This is a genomic window from Tistlia sp. (genome assembly GCF_040905785.1).
GTDB lineage: Bacteria > Pseudomonadota > Alphaproteobacteria > Kiloniellales > DSM-21159 > Tistlia.
This window is the reverse complement of the sequence record NZ_JBBDQW010000076.1, coordinates 6,417-19,923: the sequence shown is the minus strand read 5'-3', so window position 1 is coordinate 19,923 and position 13,507 is coordinate 6,417. Positions and strand designations below refer to the sequence as shown.

Annotated in this window: 15 protein-coding genes; 10 read left to right on the top strand and 5 right to left on the bottom strand. The window is 71.6% G+C overall.

All coding sequences use genetic code 11. The annotated features are described in order from the left end of the window. The coding region (locus WD341_RS18005; protein ID WP_368426873.1) for an AAA family ATPase at nucleotides 1-417 on the bottom strand (417 nt) is incomplete at its 3' end. 67 nt (nucleotides 418-484) lie between these two features. Here WD341_RS18005 and WD341_RS18000 point away from each other — a divergent pair. From WD341_RS18000 to WD341_RS17985, 4 genes are read left to right on the top strand one after another with little or no spacing between them, the layout of a single operon-like run. Then, nucleotides 485-1,063, top strand: a complete 579-nt coding sequence (locus WD341_RS18000; RefSeq protein WP_368426872.1) for a DUF1285 domain-containing protein — start codon at nucleotides 485-487, stop codon at nucleotides 1,061-1,063. Further along, nucleotides 1,012-1,701, top strand: a complete 690-nt coding sequence (locus WD341_RS17995) for a CoA pyrophosphatase (RefSeq protein WP_368426871.1) — start codon at nucleotides 1,012-1,014, stop codon at nucleotides 1,699-1,701. The genes WD341_RS18000 and WD341_RS17995 overlap by 52 nt, the downstream gene beginning before the upstream one ends. 4 nt (nucleotides 1,702-1,705) lie before the next feature. Then, nucleotides 1,706-1,942 (top strand): hypothetical protein, encoded by a 237-nt coding sequence (locus WD341_RS17990; protein WP_368426870.1) that lies wholly within the window; start codon nucleotides 1,706-1,708, stop codon nucleotides 1,940-1,942. Between the two features lie 57 nt (nucleotides 1,943-1,999). Next, entirely contained in the window at nucleotides 2,000-3,226 is a 1,227-nt protein-coding gene (locus tag WD341_RS17985; RefSeq protein ID WP_368426869.1) for a CCA tRNA nucleotidyltransferase, read from the top strand. Nucleotides 3,227-3,233: 7 nt separating this feature from the next. On the opposite strand, the gene hemF is transcribed toward WD341_RS17985, so the two are convergent. Further along, the gene (hemF, locus tag WD341_RS17980; RefSeq protein ID WP_368426868.1) at nucleotides 3,234-4,178 is read right to left on the bottom strand and encodes an oxygen-dependent coproporphyrinogen oxidase; all 945 of its coding nucleotides are present in this window, start codon (nucleotides 4,176-4,178) and stop codon (nucleotides 3,234-3,236) included. Further along, nucleotides 4,175-4,633, bottom strand: coding sequence for a tRNA (cytidine(34)-2'-O)-methyltransferase (locus WD341_RS17975; RefSeq protein WP_368426867.1), 459 nt, complete (start codon nucleotides 4,631-4,633; stop codon nucleotides 4,175-4,177). The genes hemF and WD341_RS17975 overlap by 4 nt, the downstream gene beginning before the upstream one ends. Nucleotides 4,634-4,940: 307 nt before the next feature. On the opposite strand from WD341_RS17975, the gene petA reads away from it, so the two are divergent. From petA to WD341_RS17945, 6 genes are all read left to right on the top strand, one after another. Next, a complete protein-coding gene (gene petA / locus WD341_RS17970; RefSeq protein WP_368426866.1) occupies nucleotides 4,941-5,501 on the top strand; it encodes a ubiquinol-cytochrome c reductase iron-sulfur subunit in 561 nt (186 codons plus the stop codon). A gap of 11 nt (nucleotides 5,502-5,512) precedes the next feature. Further along, the gene (locus WD341_RS17965; protein ID WP_368426865.1) at nucleotides 5,513-6,814 is read left to right on the top strand and encodes a cytochrome bc complex cytochrome b subunit; all 1,302 of its coding nucleotides are present in this window, start codon (nucleotides 5,513-5,515) and stop codon (nucleotides 6,812-6,814) included. Then, nucleotides 6,814-7,596 carry a cytochrome c1 gene (locus tag WD341_RS17960; protein WP_368426864.1) on the top strand — a complete coding sequence of 261 codons (783 nt, stop codon included), beginning with the start codon at nucleotides 6,814-6,816 and terminating at the stop codon, nucleotides 7,594-7,596. The genes WD341_RS17965 and WD341_RS17960 overlap by 1 nt, the downstream gene beginning before the upstream one ends. Before the next feature lie 75 nt (nucleotides 7,597-7,671). Further along, entirely contained in the window at nucleotides 7,672-8,562 is an 891-nt protein-coding gene (locus WD341_RS17955) for an S-methyl-5'-thioadenosine phosphorylase (RefSeq protein ID WP_368426863.1), read from the top strand. 41 nt (nucleotides 8,563-8,603) lie between these two features. Next, complete coding sequence (gene mtnA, locus WD341_RS17950; protein WP_368426862.1) at nucleotides 8,604-9,713, top strand: S-methyl-5-thioribose-1-phosphate isomerase; 1,110 nt, start codon at nucleotides 8,604-8,606, stop codon at nucleotides 9,711-9,713. Between the two features lie 58 nt (nucleotides 9,714-9,771). Beyond that, on the top strand, nucleotides 9,772-10,623 hold the full coding sequence (locus tag WD341_RS17945) for a VOC family protein (RefSeq protein ID WP_368426861.1): 852 nt from the start codon (nucleotides 9,772-9,774) through the stop codon (nucleotides 10,621-10,623). Here WD341_RS17945 and WD341_RS17940 read toward each other — a convergent pair. Beyond that, nucleotides 10,575-11,993 carry an adenylate/guanylate cyclase domain-containing protein gene (locus WD341_RS17940; protein ID WP_368426860.1) on the bottom strand — a complete coding sequence of 473 codons (1,419 nt, stop codon included), beginning with the start codon at nucleotides 11,991-11,993 and terminating at the stop codon, nucleotides 10,575-10,577. The genes WD341_RS17945 and WD341_RS17940 overlap by 49 nt on opposite strands. Before the next feature lie 175 nt (nucleotides 11,994-12,168). Beyond that, the coding region (locus WD341_RS17935; protein WP_368426859.1) for an EAL domain-containing protein at nucleotides 12,169-13,507 on the bottom strand (1,339 nt) is incomplete at its 5' end.

Sequence of the window (13,507 nt, the reverse complement as noted above, 5' to 3'; positions counted from 1 at the left end):
CGCCGACTGGGTGCGCGGGCTGGCGCGGTTGATCTCGTCGGCCATCAGCAGCTGGGCGAAGACCGGCCCGGGGATGAACCGGAAGGCGCGGCCGCCGCCCTCCTGCTCCTCCAGCACCTCGGAGCCGAGGATGTCGGCCGGCATCAGGTCCGGCGTGCATTGAACGCGGCGGTCCTCGAGCCCGAAGATCGTGCCCAGGGTCTCGACCAGTCGCGTCTTGGCCAGGCCCGGGACGCCGATCAGCAGGGCGTGACCGCCGGCGATCAGAGTGATCAGCGTCTGGTCGACCACGGCCTGCTGTCCGAAGATGACGTGGCCGATGCTCGTGCGCACGGATTTGAGCCGGCGGCCGAGGCTCTCGATCTCCTCGGCGAGCTTTTCGGGATCCGCGCCTTTTGCAGTTTCGAGTGTCGTCACCAGATTGTCCCTATCGGTTCAGCGGTCCGGCACATCGACGGTCCGGCACGAGAAAGGTGCGACGCCCATGGGCGACGAAGCAAGCGAGGGCACTGCCGCTTCTCAAATGATAGGAGACGGCGGGGCCCCTGACGAGGGGGGGCGGATCGAGGACCTGCCCTCCTGCGGCAATTTCGACCTGCGCATCGCCGCGGACGGTACCTGGTTCTACCGAGGCTCGCCGATCGGCCGGCAGCGCCTGGTCAAGCTGTTCTCGACCGTGCTGCGCCGCGAGGAGGACGGGCGGTACTGGCTGGTGACCCCCGTGGAGCGGGGCCTGATCGAGGTCGAGGACGCGCCTTTCGTCGCCGTTGAACTTTCCGTGAACGACCAGGGCCCGGACCAGGTCGTGGCCTTGCGCACCAATCTCGACGACTGGGTCGAGGTCGGGCCGGAGGCGCCGCTGCGCGTCGAGCAGGATGTCGATACCGGTGAGCCCCGGCCCTACGTGCTGGTGCGCGACGGCCTGGAGGCGAGACTTCTGCGCAATGTCTACTATCATCTCGTCGAAGCGGCCGAGCCGCACAGAGTCGCCGATCGGGAACGCCTGGGCGTATGGAGCAAGGGCAGATTTTTTCCGCTGGACGGGCCGGACCCGGCGTCCTGACCGCCGAGGCGCTGGCGCGCCGGCTGGCCGGCAGCGTGCCCGGGCGGCGCGCCGCGCCCGGCGAGCAGTTCCCCGCGGACGCCAGCGCGGTGCCGCGGGGCGACCACGAGCTCAACCCGGAGCTCTACGAGCCGATGCGCCGGCTGCGCCACGCCGCCGTGCTGCTGCCACTGATCGAGCGGCGGGGCGGCCTGCAGGTGATCCTGACGCGCCGTTCCCAGCATCTCGCCGACCACAAGGGCCAGATCGCCTTTCCTGGCGGCCGCATCGACCCGGGCGACCCCGCCCCCCGCGACGCGGCCCTGCGCGAGGCCGAGGAGGAGATCGCCCTCAGGCGCGACCGGGTCGAGGTGCTCGGCGAGCTCGACACCTACGTCACCCGCACCGGCTACCAGATCCACCCCTTTGTCGGCCTGGTCCGCCCTCCGGTCACGCTGGTGCCGGAGCCCCTGGAGGTCGACGAGATCTTCGAGGTTCCGCTGACCTTCCTGCTCGAGCCGGGCAGCCGCCAGACCCACAGCCGGGAGTGGCAGGGCATGACGCGGCGCTTCTATGTCTACCCCTACCGCGACTACTACATCTGGGGCGCCACCGCCGGGATCCTCAATAACCTCACCGAGCTGCTGGTCGAAGGATAGCCTGTTGCTGCGCAAGCTGCTGACCGTCGTGCTGCCGATCGCCCTGCCTTTCCTGGTGTGGGCCGCCTACGTCTGGGCGGCGCGCTGGAAGGCCAACCGCAAGGCGACCGGCGCGCCGCTGCCGAGCTGGGCCAATCCGCCCTGGGGCTGGCTGATCCTGGCCGGTGCCCTGCTTGTCGCCGCCTCGCTGATCGCGGCGCGCTTCCTTGCCGACGGCGACATCCTGGTGCCGCGCGGCTGAGCTGGCCGGGGCGGCGCCGTTTCCTCGCGGAGCGCGCGCGCTCTACACTGCCGCGCCATGGAGACGACGCTGCCGCCCCAGCCCTGGATGACCGCGCCCGCGACCCGCGCGGTGGTCGAGGCCCTGCAGGCCGAGGGCACCGGCGTGCGCTTCGTCGGCGGCTGTGTGCGCGACGCGCTGGCCGGCCGGGAGATTCGCGACGTCGACCTGGCGACGCCCGACGCGCCGGAGCAGGTCATGGCGCTGCTGGCCCGCGCCGGGCTGAAGGCGGTGCCGACCGGTCTCGCGCACGGGACGGTCACCGCCGTCTCGGGGCACCGGCCCTTCGAGATCACCACGCTGCGCCACGACGTCGAGAGCTTCGGCCGCCACGCCCGCGTCGCCTTCACCGACGACTGGCGGGCCGACGCGGCACGCCGCGACTTCACCATCAACGCGCTCTCGCTGGAGCCCACGGGGCGCCTGCACGACTACTTCGACGGCGTCGCCGACCTGGCGGCCGGGCGCGTGCGCTTCGTCGGCGAGGCCCGCCAGCGCATCGCCGAGGACTACCTGCGCCTGCTGCGCTTCTTCCGCTTCTTCGCCTTCTACGGCCGCGGCGAGGCGGATCGCGAGGCCCTGGCCGCCGCCGCCGAGGCGGCGCCGCAGCTGACGCGGCTGTCCGGGGAGCGCGTCCGCGCCGAGCTGTTCCGCCTGCTCGAGGCGCCGGACCCGGTGCCGGTGCTGGGGCTGATGGGCGAGCACCGAATCCTCGCCGCCGAGCTGCCGGAGGCCGGCGACCCGGCGCCGGTGGCGCGCCTGCTGCCGCTCGAGGGCGCGGGCGCGCCCGACCCGCTGCTGCGCCTCGCCGCCTGGCTGGAGACCGACGCCGCCGGCGCCGAGGCGGTGGCCGAGCGCCTGAAGCTCTCGAACGCCGCGCGCCGACGCCTGGTCCTGCTGCTCGCGCCGCCGCTCGCCGTCGATCCCGGCGACTCGCGCGAGCGCCTGCGCGTCGCCTGCTACCGGCTCGGCGCGGAGCGGGTCGCCGACCTGCTGCGCCTGGCGGCGGCGCGCGGCGGCGGCACGGCGGGCCTGGAGGCCGCGCTCGCGGTGGCCGAGGCCTGGGTGCCGGCGGCGGCGCCGGTCAGGGGCCGCGACCTCGCCCGCCTGGGCGTGCCGCCGGGGCCGGAGATGGGGCGGCTGCTGGAGGCGCTGGAGGCCCGCTGGATCGCCAGCGACTTCACGCTGGACCGGGCCGCGCTGCTCACCGAGGCCGAGCGATCGAGGGCGCAGGGCTCGCCCTGACGCCTCGCTAGGGCCAGGCTGCGAGCGGCGGCAGCGACATCAGGATCGCCTCGACGTTGCCGCCGGTCATCAGGCCGAACTTGGTGCCGCGGTCGTAGAGCAGGTTGAACTCGACGTAGCGGCCGCGGCGGAACAGCTGGTGCCGGCGCTGCTGCTCGGTCCAGGGCGTCTCGAAATGGCGGCGCACCAGCCGTGGGTAGACCTCCAAGAAGGCCTCGCCGACCGAGCGGGTGAAGGCGAAGTCCTGTTCCCAGTCGCCGCCGAAGGGATTCTTCTCCGCCAGGCCGGCGCCCAGGTAGTCGTAGAAGATGCCGCCGACGCCGCGCGGCTCGCCGCGATGGCGGATCATGAAGTAGTCGTCGCACCAGGCCTTGAAGTGCGGGTGCCAGCCGGGGTGCTGGGCGTCGCAGGCGGCCTTGAGGGCGCCGTGGAAGTCGGCCGTGTCCGCCGCGTCGGGAAACATGGGGTTGAGGTCGGCGCCGCCGCCGAACCAGCCGCGGGTCGTGACGATGTGGCGGGTGTTCATGTGCACCGCCGGGACCAGCGGGCTCTGCAGGTGCGCGACCAGGGAGATGCCGCAGGCCCAGAAGCGCGGATCGGTCTCGGCGCCGGGGATCTGGCCGGCGAACTCGGGCGAGAAGCGGCCATGGACGGTCGAGACATTGACCCCGACCTTCTCGAACACCCGGCCGTGCATCAGCGCCATGGTGCCGCCGCCGCCGGGCGTGCCGTCCGCCTCCACGCGCGGCCAGTCCTTGCGCTCGAAGCGGCCGGGCGGCAGCTCGGCGAAGCGTGCCGCGTTCTCGCCCGAGAGCTCGTCCTCGAGCCGCTCGAACTCGGCGCAGATGCGGTCCCGAAGCGTGTGGAACCAGGTCTCGGCCCGGGTCTTGCGCTCCTCCAGGGCGGCGGGGGCGCTCTCGGCTTCCGCGTCGGTCTTCGGCGAATCGGTCATGGCGCCAGCTTCGGGAAGCCCTGCGTCTGGCGCAAGGCCTCGCCGAGCACCAGGGCGGCGGCCGTCGCGATGTTGAGCGAGCGCGCGCCCGCGACCAACGGCACGGCGAGACGCAGGTCGGCCTCCCGGTGGACCGATTCGGGGACGCCGGCCGACTCGCGGCCGAGCAGCAGGATGTCGTCGGCGGCGAAGTCGACCTCGAGGTGGCCGAGCGTCGCCTTGGTCGTCAGCAGCAGCAGGCGTTGCGGCCGGGCCGCGCGGAAGGCCGCCCAGTCGCGGTGCCGCTCGAAGCTGGCGATCGCCAGGTAGTCCATGCCGGCGCGCCTGAGGCGCTTGTCGTCGAAGAAGAAGCCGCAGGGCTCGATGATGTCGACGCCGACGCCGAGGCAGGCGCCGAGCCGCAGGATCGCGCCGGCGTTCTGCGGAATGTCGGGCTGGTAGAGGGCGAGACGCATGCTGCTTCCGGATCGGCGGGGCGCAGGTAGGCGGCCCGGCCGGATCGAGATCCCGTCCGCTCGGGGCTCGAACGGCCGGGTCGCGCCGACGAGCCGGCCTTGCCTTGGCCGCGGACTTTCCTCTATATGCCCGGCACGACGCAAGCGACGGCCGGCCTTGGTGGGCGGGTCGTGGCGTGCCGATGCGTCTACCTGCCACAATGTCCAGGCGCAGCCCTGCGCTATGGTCGGTGGGGAGGCGGGGGGAACCATTCGTCGGCGCGAGCCCGCGCCGCGGAGCCAGGACTACGAGGGACCGAGAATCGTCATGGCTGAGATCGCGAAGCCCGCGCACGGGAGCGGCGGCGACCACGACGGCGAGACACGCCGCGACTTCCTTATCCTCGCCGCCGGCGCGATGACCGTCGTCGGCGGTGCCGCGGCGGTCTGGCCGCTGATCGACGCCCTGAACCCGGCCGCCGACGTGCTGGCGCTGGCCTCCATCGAGGTCGACGTCTCGCCGGTCGAGGTCGGGCAGGCGATCACCGTGACCTGGCGCGGCAAGCCGGTCTTCATCCGCCACCGCACCGCCGAGGAGATCGAGGAGGCCCGCGCCGTCCCGATGGAGGACCTGATCGATCCCGCGACCGACGAGTCGCGCGTGGTCGAGGCGCCCTGGCTGGTCATGGTCGGCATCTGCACGCACCTGGGCTGCGTGCCCCTGGGCCAGAAGCCGAGCGAGCCGAAGGGCGAGTACGGCGGCTGGTTCTGCCCCTGCCACGGCTCCCACTACGACACCTCCGGCCGCATCCGGAAGGGTCCGGCGCCGCTCAACCTCGTCGTGCCGGAGTATGCCTTCGACGACGAGACCACGATCACCATCGGCTAGGGGCGGCGACCATGTCTTTCCAGACCAAGAACCCGGTGATCCGCTGGATCGAGTACCGGATGCCGGTGTTCAGCTTCCTCGACCATGCCGTCGGCTCCGGCTACCCGACGCCGAAGAACCTCAACTACTTCTGGAACTTCGGCTCCCTGGCCGGCATCGTCCTGGTGATCATGATCGCCACGGGCGTGCTGCTGGCGATGCAGTACACGCCGCACGTCGACTACGCCTTCACGTCGGTCGAGCGGATCATGCGCGACGTCAACTACGGGTGGCTGATCCGCTACATCCACATGAACGGCGCCAGCTTCTTCTTCATCGTCGTCTACATCCACGTTTTCCGCGGCCTCTACTACGGCTCCTACAAGGCGCCGCGCGAGCTGCTCTGGATGCTCGGCCTGGTCATCCTGCTGCTGATGATGGCGACCGCCTTCATGGGCTACGTGCTGCCCTGGGGCCAGATGTCCTTCTGGGGCGCCACGGTCATCACCAACCTGTTCTCGGCGATCCCGCTGGTCGGCGAGAGCATCGTGACCTGGCTGTGGGGCGGCTTCTCGGTCGCCAACCCGACGCTGAACCGCTTCTTCGCCCTGCACTTCCTGCTGCCCTTCGTCATCGTCGCGGTCGTCGTGCTGCACATCTGGGCGCTGCACCGCTTCGGCTCGAACAACCCCCTCGGCATCGACGTCAAGGGTCCGCAGGACACGATCCCCTTCCATCCCTACTACACGGCGAAGGACTACCTCGGCCTGGGCGTCTTCCTGATCATCTTCGCCGCGGTCGTCTTCTTCGCGCCCAACTACATGGGCCACGCCGACAACTACATCGAGGCCAACCCGCTCTCGACGCCGGCGCACATCGTGCCCGAATGGTACTTCCTGCCGTTCTACGCGATGCTGCGCGCGGTCACCTTCGACATCGCCATCCCCTTCACCGGCGTGGTCCTGATCGACGCCAAGCTGGGCGGCGTGATCGCGATGTTCGGCTCGATCCTGATCCTCTTCCTGCTGCCCTGGCTCGACACCTCGCCGGTGCGCAGCTCCAAGTTCCGGCCCCTTTACAAGTGGTTCTTCTGGGTCCTGGTGCTCGATTCCGTGCTGCTCGGCTACGTCGGCTCGCAGCCGCCGGAGGAGCCCTGGGTCACCGTCGGGCAGTTCGCGACCCTCTACTACTTCCTGCACTTCCTGGTCCTGCTGCCGCTCCTCGGCAAGCTGGAGCGGCCGAAGCCGCTGCCGGCCTCGATCGGCAAGCCGGTGCTCGGGGGCTCGGGCCCGGTCCACGCCTCGGGCACAGCAAAGCCGATGGAGAAGGCCTGATGCGCAAGCCGGTTGCCACCTTCGCTCTCGCCGCCGCGCTCGCCCTCGGCGGGCTGGCGGCAGGCCCGCTCGGCAGCGCCCGCGCGGCCGGGGAAGTGTCGGTGCCCAGCAGGGACTGGTCTTTCGACGGCCTGTTCGGCGCCTTCGACCCGGCGGCCATGCAGCGCGGCCTGCAGGTCTACAAGGATGTCTGCGCGTCCTGCCACGGCCTGCGCTTCGTCGCCTTCCGCAACCTGCAGGCGCTCGGCTACGACGCCGACCAGGTCGCGGCCATCGCCGCCGACTTCGAGGTCGAGGACGGTCCGGACGGCGAGGGCGAGATGTTCATGCGCCCGGCCGTCGGCTCCGACACCTGGCCGTCGCCCTTCCCCAACGAACAGGCCGCCCGCGTCGCCAACGGCGGCGCCTATCCGCCGGACCTGTCGCTGATCGTCGAGGCGCGCGGCGGTGGCGCGGACTACCTGCACCATCTGCTGATCGGCTACACCGACCCGCCGGCCGACCTCGAGGTGCCGCCGGGCCAGTACTACAACGATTATTTCCCGGGCAACCTGATCGCGATGCCGCCGCCGCTCATGGAGGGCATCATCGAGTACGCCGACGGCACGCCGGCGACGCCCGAGCAGATGGCTGCCGACGTCACCACCTTCCTGGCCTGGGCGGCCGAGCCGCAGCTGGTCGAGCGCAAGCGGATGGGCATCAAGGTGATCCTGTTCCTGCTGGTGCTGACCGGCCTGCTCTACGCCGTCAAGCGCAAGGTCTGGAGCGACGTACCGCACTGACCCCGGGGGTGGCCGTCCTGCATCGCCCCGCCGCGGATCGCTAAGGTCGTCGGCTGTGACAGGAGGGGAGTCATCTTGGCGAAGCGCGAGCCCGGCACGCCGCCGGTGATCGGCGTCATCGGCGGCAGCGGCGTCTACGACATCGCGGGCCTGACCGACGTCGAGTGGCGCCGCCTCGACTCGCCCTTCGGCAGGCCCTCGGACGAGCTGCTGTTCGGGCGGCTGAACGGCCAGCAACTGGTCTTCCTGCCGCGCCACGGCCGCGGCCACGCTCATTCGCCCAGCAGCATCGACTACCGCGCCAACATCGACGCGCTGAAGCGCGCCGGCGTCACCGAGATCCTCTCGGTCTCGGCGGTCGGCTCGCTCAAGGCGGAGCTGCCGCCGGGCAGCTTCGTCCTCGTCGACCAGTTCATCGACCGCACCTTCGCCCGCGAGAAGTCCTTCTTCGGCGAGGGGCTGGTCGCCCATGTCTCCATGGCCCACCCGACCTGCCACCGGCTGGGCCGCGCGCTCGCCGCCTCCTGCGCCGAGCTCGGCATCGCCCATCAGGTCGGCGGCGTCTATCTGACGATGGAGGGGCCGCAGTTCTCGACCAAGGCGGAATCGGCGCTCTACCGGTCCTGGGGCTGCGATGTCATCGGCATGACCAACATGCCCGAGGCCAAGCTCGCCCGCGAGGCGGAGCTCTGCTACGCGACCGTCGCCATGGTCACCGACTACGACTGCTGGCACCCCGAGCACGACCACGTCACCGTCGACCGTATCGTCGCGGTCCTGCTCGACAACGCCGAGCGCGCCCGCCGACTGGTCGCCGGCACCGTGCCGAAGCTCGCCGGCCGGGCCCAGGCCTGCGACGCCGGCTGCCACCGCGCGCTCGACGCCGCGCTGATCACCGCGCCCGAGAAGCGCGACCCGGCGCGCCTGGCGATGCTCGATGCCGTCGCCGGCCGGGTGCTCGCCTGATGTCCCCCGCGACGTGAGGGGCGCGACGTGAGGGACGCCCCGTGAAGGTCGACGGCAGGCCCTACCGGACGATCTGGCTGGCCGAGGACGGCTGGAGCGTCGAAATTCTCGACCAGACACGGCTGCCGCACCGCTTCGCGGTCGAGCGCCTACAGGGCCTGGACGCCGCCGCCCGGGCGATTCGCACGATGCAGGTGCGCGGCGCGCCGCTGATCGGCGTTACCGCCGCCTACGGCGTCGCCCTGGCGATGACCGAGGATCCCAGCGACGCCGGCCTGGCGCGCGCCTGCGACCTGCTGCTGGCGACCCGGCCGACCGCCGTCAACCTGCGCTGGGCGCTGGAGGGAATGCGCCGGCTGCTGCAGCCGCTCGGCGACAAGGCGCGCCGCCAGGCGGCCTATGCCCGCGCCGGCTCGCTGGCCGAGGAGGACGTGGCGCTCTGCCGCGCGATCGGCGGCCACGGCCTGGCGCTGATCGAGGCCGCCGCGGCCCGCAGGCCGGGCGAGCGGGTCAGGGTGCTCACCCACTGCAACGCGGGCTGGCTGGCCACCGTCGACTGGGGCACCGCGACAGCGCCGATCTACCTGGCCCACGAGCGCGGCATCCCGCTCCAGGTCTGGGTCGACGAGACCCGGCCGCGCAACCAGGGTGCGGCGCTGACCGCCTGGGAGCTCGGCCACCACGGCGTGCCGCACAGGGTCGTCGCCGACAACGTCGGCGGCCACCTGATGCAGCACGGCCTCGTCGATCTCTGCATCGTCGGCACCGACCGGACCACCGCGACCGGCGACGTCTGCAACAAGATCGGCACCTACCTGAAGGCCCTGGCGGCGCGGGACAACGGCGTGCCCTTCTATGTCGCCCTGCCCAGCCCGACGATCGACTGGAGCCTCTCCGACGGCTTGGCCGAGATCGCGATCGAGGAGCGCGACGGTCGCGAGGTGACTCACCTGACCGGCGCGACGGCCGACGGCAGCCTGGCCACCATAGAGGTCGTGGCGCCGGGCAGCCCGGTCGCCAACTACGCCTTCGACGTGACGCCGGCGCGCCTGGTCAGCGGCCTGATCACCGAGCGCGGCATCGCCCCGGCCTCTCGCGAAGGCCTGGCGGCGCTGTTCCCCGAGCAAGCCTCTGCGGAGAGCGAACGATGAAGCAGTACCTGCGGCGCCGGCTGGCGCCGGCCGACACCGGCGAGCCCGAGGCCTTGGCGTGAGCGGCGGCCTGGGACTTACCGGCCTCGACCACGTCCTGGTCGGCGTCAAGGACCTGGAGCAGGCGCGGCTCGATTGGCTGCGCCTCGGCTTCCGGCCCTGTCCGCGCGGTCGCCACATCGGCTGGGGCACCGCGAACTACTGCCTGATGTTCCCGGACGACTACGTCGAGCTGCTCGGCATCGTCGACGCGACGAAGTTCGTCAACGACCTCGATCGCTTCCTGGCGCAACGCGAAGGCCTGCTCGGACTTGCGTTCCGCGGGACGGACCTGTCGGCGACCGCCGCGGCGCTGCGGGCCGCCGGCTTCTCCGCGGAGGGGCCGCGCAGCCTGAAGCGGATTCTCGAGCTGCCGGAAGGCGAGGTGCAGCCGGCCTTCGAGCTGCTGTTCCCCGAGCCGGCCGCGGTCCCCGCCCTCAAGGCCTTCGTCTGCCGCCACCTGACGCCCGAGCTGGTGTGGCGCAAGGAGTGGCTGAGCCATCCCAACGGCGCAACGGGTATCCGCCAGCTGGTCGTCGTCGCCGACCGGCCGGGCGAACTCGCGCTGAACTATGCCGCCCTGTTCGGCGAGGAGGCCGTGGCCATGGCCGACGGCGAGCTGATCGTCGAACTCGGCCGCTGCCGCCTGCGCTTCGTCACGCCCGAGCTGTTCCAGGCGCAATGGCCCTTCGATTCGCCGGCGCCGGTGCAGCCGCGGCCCTGGATGGCGGCGATGATCGTGACCGTCGCCGACCGCCGGACCACCCGGCTCTACCTCGAGACGACCGGCGTCGCGCTGGCGACGGGGGTGGACGGCGCCCTCTACGCGGCGCCCTCGGAGGCCAGCGGGGTGCTGCTCGGATTCGTCTGAGCCGCCGGCGGCGGAGCGATCAGCGGCGTCGGCTCGCCGAGTCGCCAGATCGCCATGTCGCCGAGCCTTCCGCGCAGGGCGTGCCTGCCCGCGGTGGTGAAGCCCGCCAGGGCGTCGGCTTCGCCGGCCAGCTCGTCGCGGGCCTTCTCGATGACGGCCTCGCTGACGATGATCGGGGTGCCGAGCTCGCGGGTCAGCCGCTCGAGCCGCTGCGCGCAGTTGACCGTGTCGCCGATGCAGGTGAACTCGATCTGGCTGGCGCTGCCGACATTGCCGACGACGCAGGATCCGTAGTGGATGCCGATGCCGACGGCGATCGCCGGCGCGCCTCGCTGGCGCCGCTTGGCGCTCCAGCGTTCGATCTCCTCGAGCATCGCCAGGCCGCAGGCGATCGCGTTCGCGGCGTCGCGCCGGCCGGCGTCGAGGCTGCCGAAGGTCGCCATCACCTCGTCGCCGACGTACTTGTCGAGCGTTCCGCCGTGGGCGAAGACGCAGCGCGCCATGCGCGTGCGGAAGCTGCGCAGCAGCGCCACCACGCGCTCCGCCGACTGCCCCTCGGAGAGGCCGGTGAAGCCGACGATGTCGACGAAGAGGACGCCGACCTGACGCTGCTCCGAGGCATCGAGGCGGCTGCCCTCCCGGGCCAGCCGGTCCGCCACGTCCGGCGAGAAATAGCGAGACAGGTGGCCGCGCGCCCGCTCGCTGTCGATCTGCCGGTGCAGGAGCCGCCGGGCGCGCCAGACCGCGACGGCCCCGACCAGGGCGACGATCAGCAGCATCACGACCTCGTTGGCCCAGCGGTTGAGGTCGACGAAGTGCGGCTCGAAGAAGGTCTGCAGGCTCCCCTGGGCGTCGCCGCCGAGGCCCTGCGGCAGGCCGGCGAGGCTGTCGGGCAGGCCGGCGATCAGCCAGGTGCCGACGCTCCAGGTCGCCGCGATGCAGAGGCCGGTCCACAGCACCATGCCGGGCGAGTAGCTGAGCAGCGCACAGGCCAGGAAGACGAAGAGGTAGAGCTGGTTGTGGAAGCGCAGCTGGGTCTGGATCGGCCAGCCGGTATCGAAGAAGGGGTTGGGCAGGATCAGGATCGTGGTCAGCAGCGCCGCGTCGATCAGCGTGAATCCGGCCAGCCACCAGCGCCAGCCGGCGCGGTGCCGCATCCGGTAGGGCAGGAAGCCGGACAGCAGGAACAGCAGGATCATGCCGTGCCAGTAGAGCACCCGTGGCATCGGCACGGTGAGCGCCAGCCAGACCGCGACGATCAGGAGCACGAGGGCCCGCACCTGGAACGAGAAGGCGATGCCGTTGCGCTCGGCCCGCACGATCGCCTGGGCGATGTTGGCGTCGCCGGTCCAGCGGGCGCGGGGGTTCAACCGGCGTTTGATCGCCGCTCGGAGGGCAGGGGCCCTAAGCGAAGGCAGCCAGGCAGGGCGGCCGGTCGTGGTGCTGGACATGACGCATCCTTTCGAGCGGCGTCCTTGCCCGCGAAGATAGACTTATCTGAGGCACCGGCCCAGGCGTCGAATCGACCGGCGCAGCCGAGGCGGCTCAGTTCCAGACCTTCTCCGCGGCGCCGCCCTGCCGGCGAGCCTGCGGGGTTGCCGGAGCCTTGGTCGGGGCGGCGGCAGGCCGGCGCGCTGTTCCAGGCGGGGCCGGCGCGGCGCCCCCCGGGCGGCCGATCTGCGGCTTGCCGAAGCGGTAGCCCTGGCCGAGGGCGACGCCGATCGACTTCAGCAGCTCGACCTGCTCCTCCGTCTCGATCATCTCGGCGATCAGCGAGACGCCCAGGTCCCGGCAGATCGCGGCCATGCCCTTGATCAGCGCCAGGTCGCGCGGCGAGCTGGCCATCTTGCGAACGTAGGCGCCGTCGATCTTCACGAAGTCGATCTCGAAGGCCTGCAGGTACTGGAAGGAGGCGCTGCCGGCGCCGAAGTCGTCGAGGCCGACCTCGCAGCCCTGCGCGCGCAGCCGCTGGATCGCCGCGTTGACCGCGGGGAAGTCCGCGATCTCCGCGGATTCGGTGACCTCGAAGCAGAGCCGTCGGCGCAGCCCCGCGTGCTGCTCCAGCAGGATGTCGAGAGCGTCCAGGAAGACCGCGTCGTGCAGCGACTGGGCCGAGAGGTTGACCGCCAGCCGCAGGTCGGTCGCGGCGGAGCTCTCGCTCAGGTCGCCCAGGGCCTTCCGGCAGATCGTCAGGTCGAAGGCGGCGATCATGCCGATGGACTCGCCCAGCGTGACCCACTCGTAGGGCGAAGCGCCGTCGTGCAGGCGGGCCAGCACCTCGTAGTGATGCAGCCGGCCGTCGGCGAGCTCCACGATCGGCTGGTAAGCGAGGGCGATGCGATCGTTCTCGATGACCTCCTGGAAGCGCTCGATGCCGCTCAGGGTCTCGCGCAGCAGCTCGCGGAACTGGGTGCCGGGATCGGCGCGCACGGCGTCGCTCAGGCCCTCGCCCTGGAAGCGGCGCAGGGTATGGATCAGCGCGCGCGAGGCCTTGTCCGGCGACAGGCCGGGCGGACGCAGCTGCTGGCTGTGGGTGTTGACCGTGAGGCCGCCCGCGGCCGGCACGGCCTCGGCGAGGCCGCTGGCGATGCGCGCGTGGTCGACCTCGGTGCCGGTGATGACGCCGAAGCGGGCCTGCTCCATGCGGCCGGCGGCGTCGCCGCCAACCGACTGCAGGCGCAGGAAGGCCGCGACCTCGCCGATCAGGTTCCTGTAGGCCTCGCCGGGAACCGACTGCTCCAGCTGTTCAAGCCCCTGCAGCTCCATGAAGGTCATGGTCAGCTCGCCGAGCGAGTCGTCGTCGGACTCGATCAGCTCGCGGGCACGCTCGGCGAAGCTCTCGGCCGTGTGCAGGCTGCTCTCGGGGTCGCGGGGGGGGGGGGGG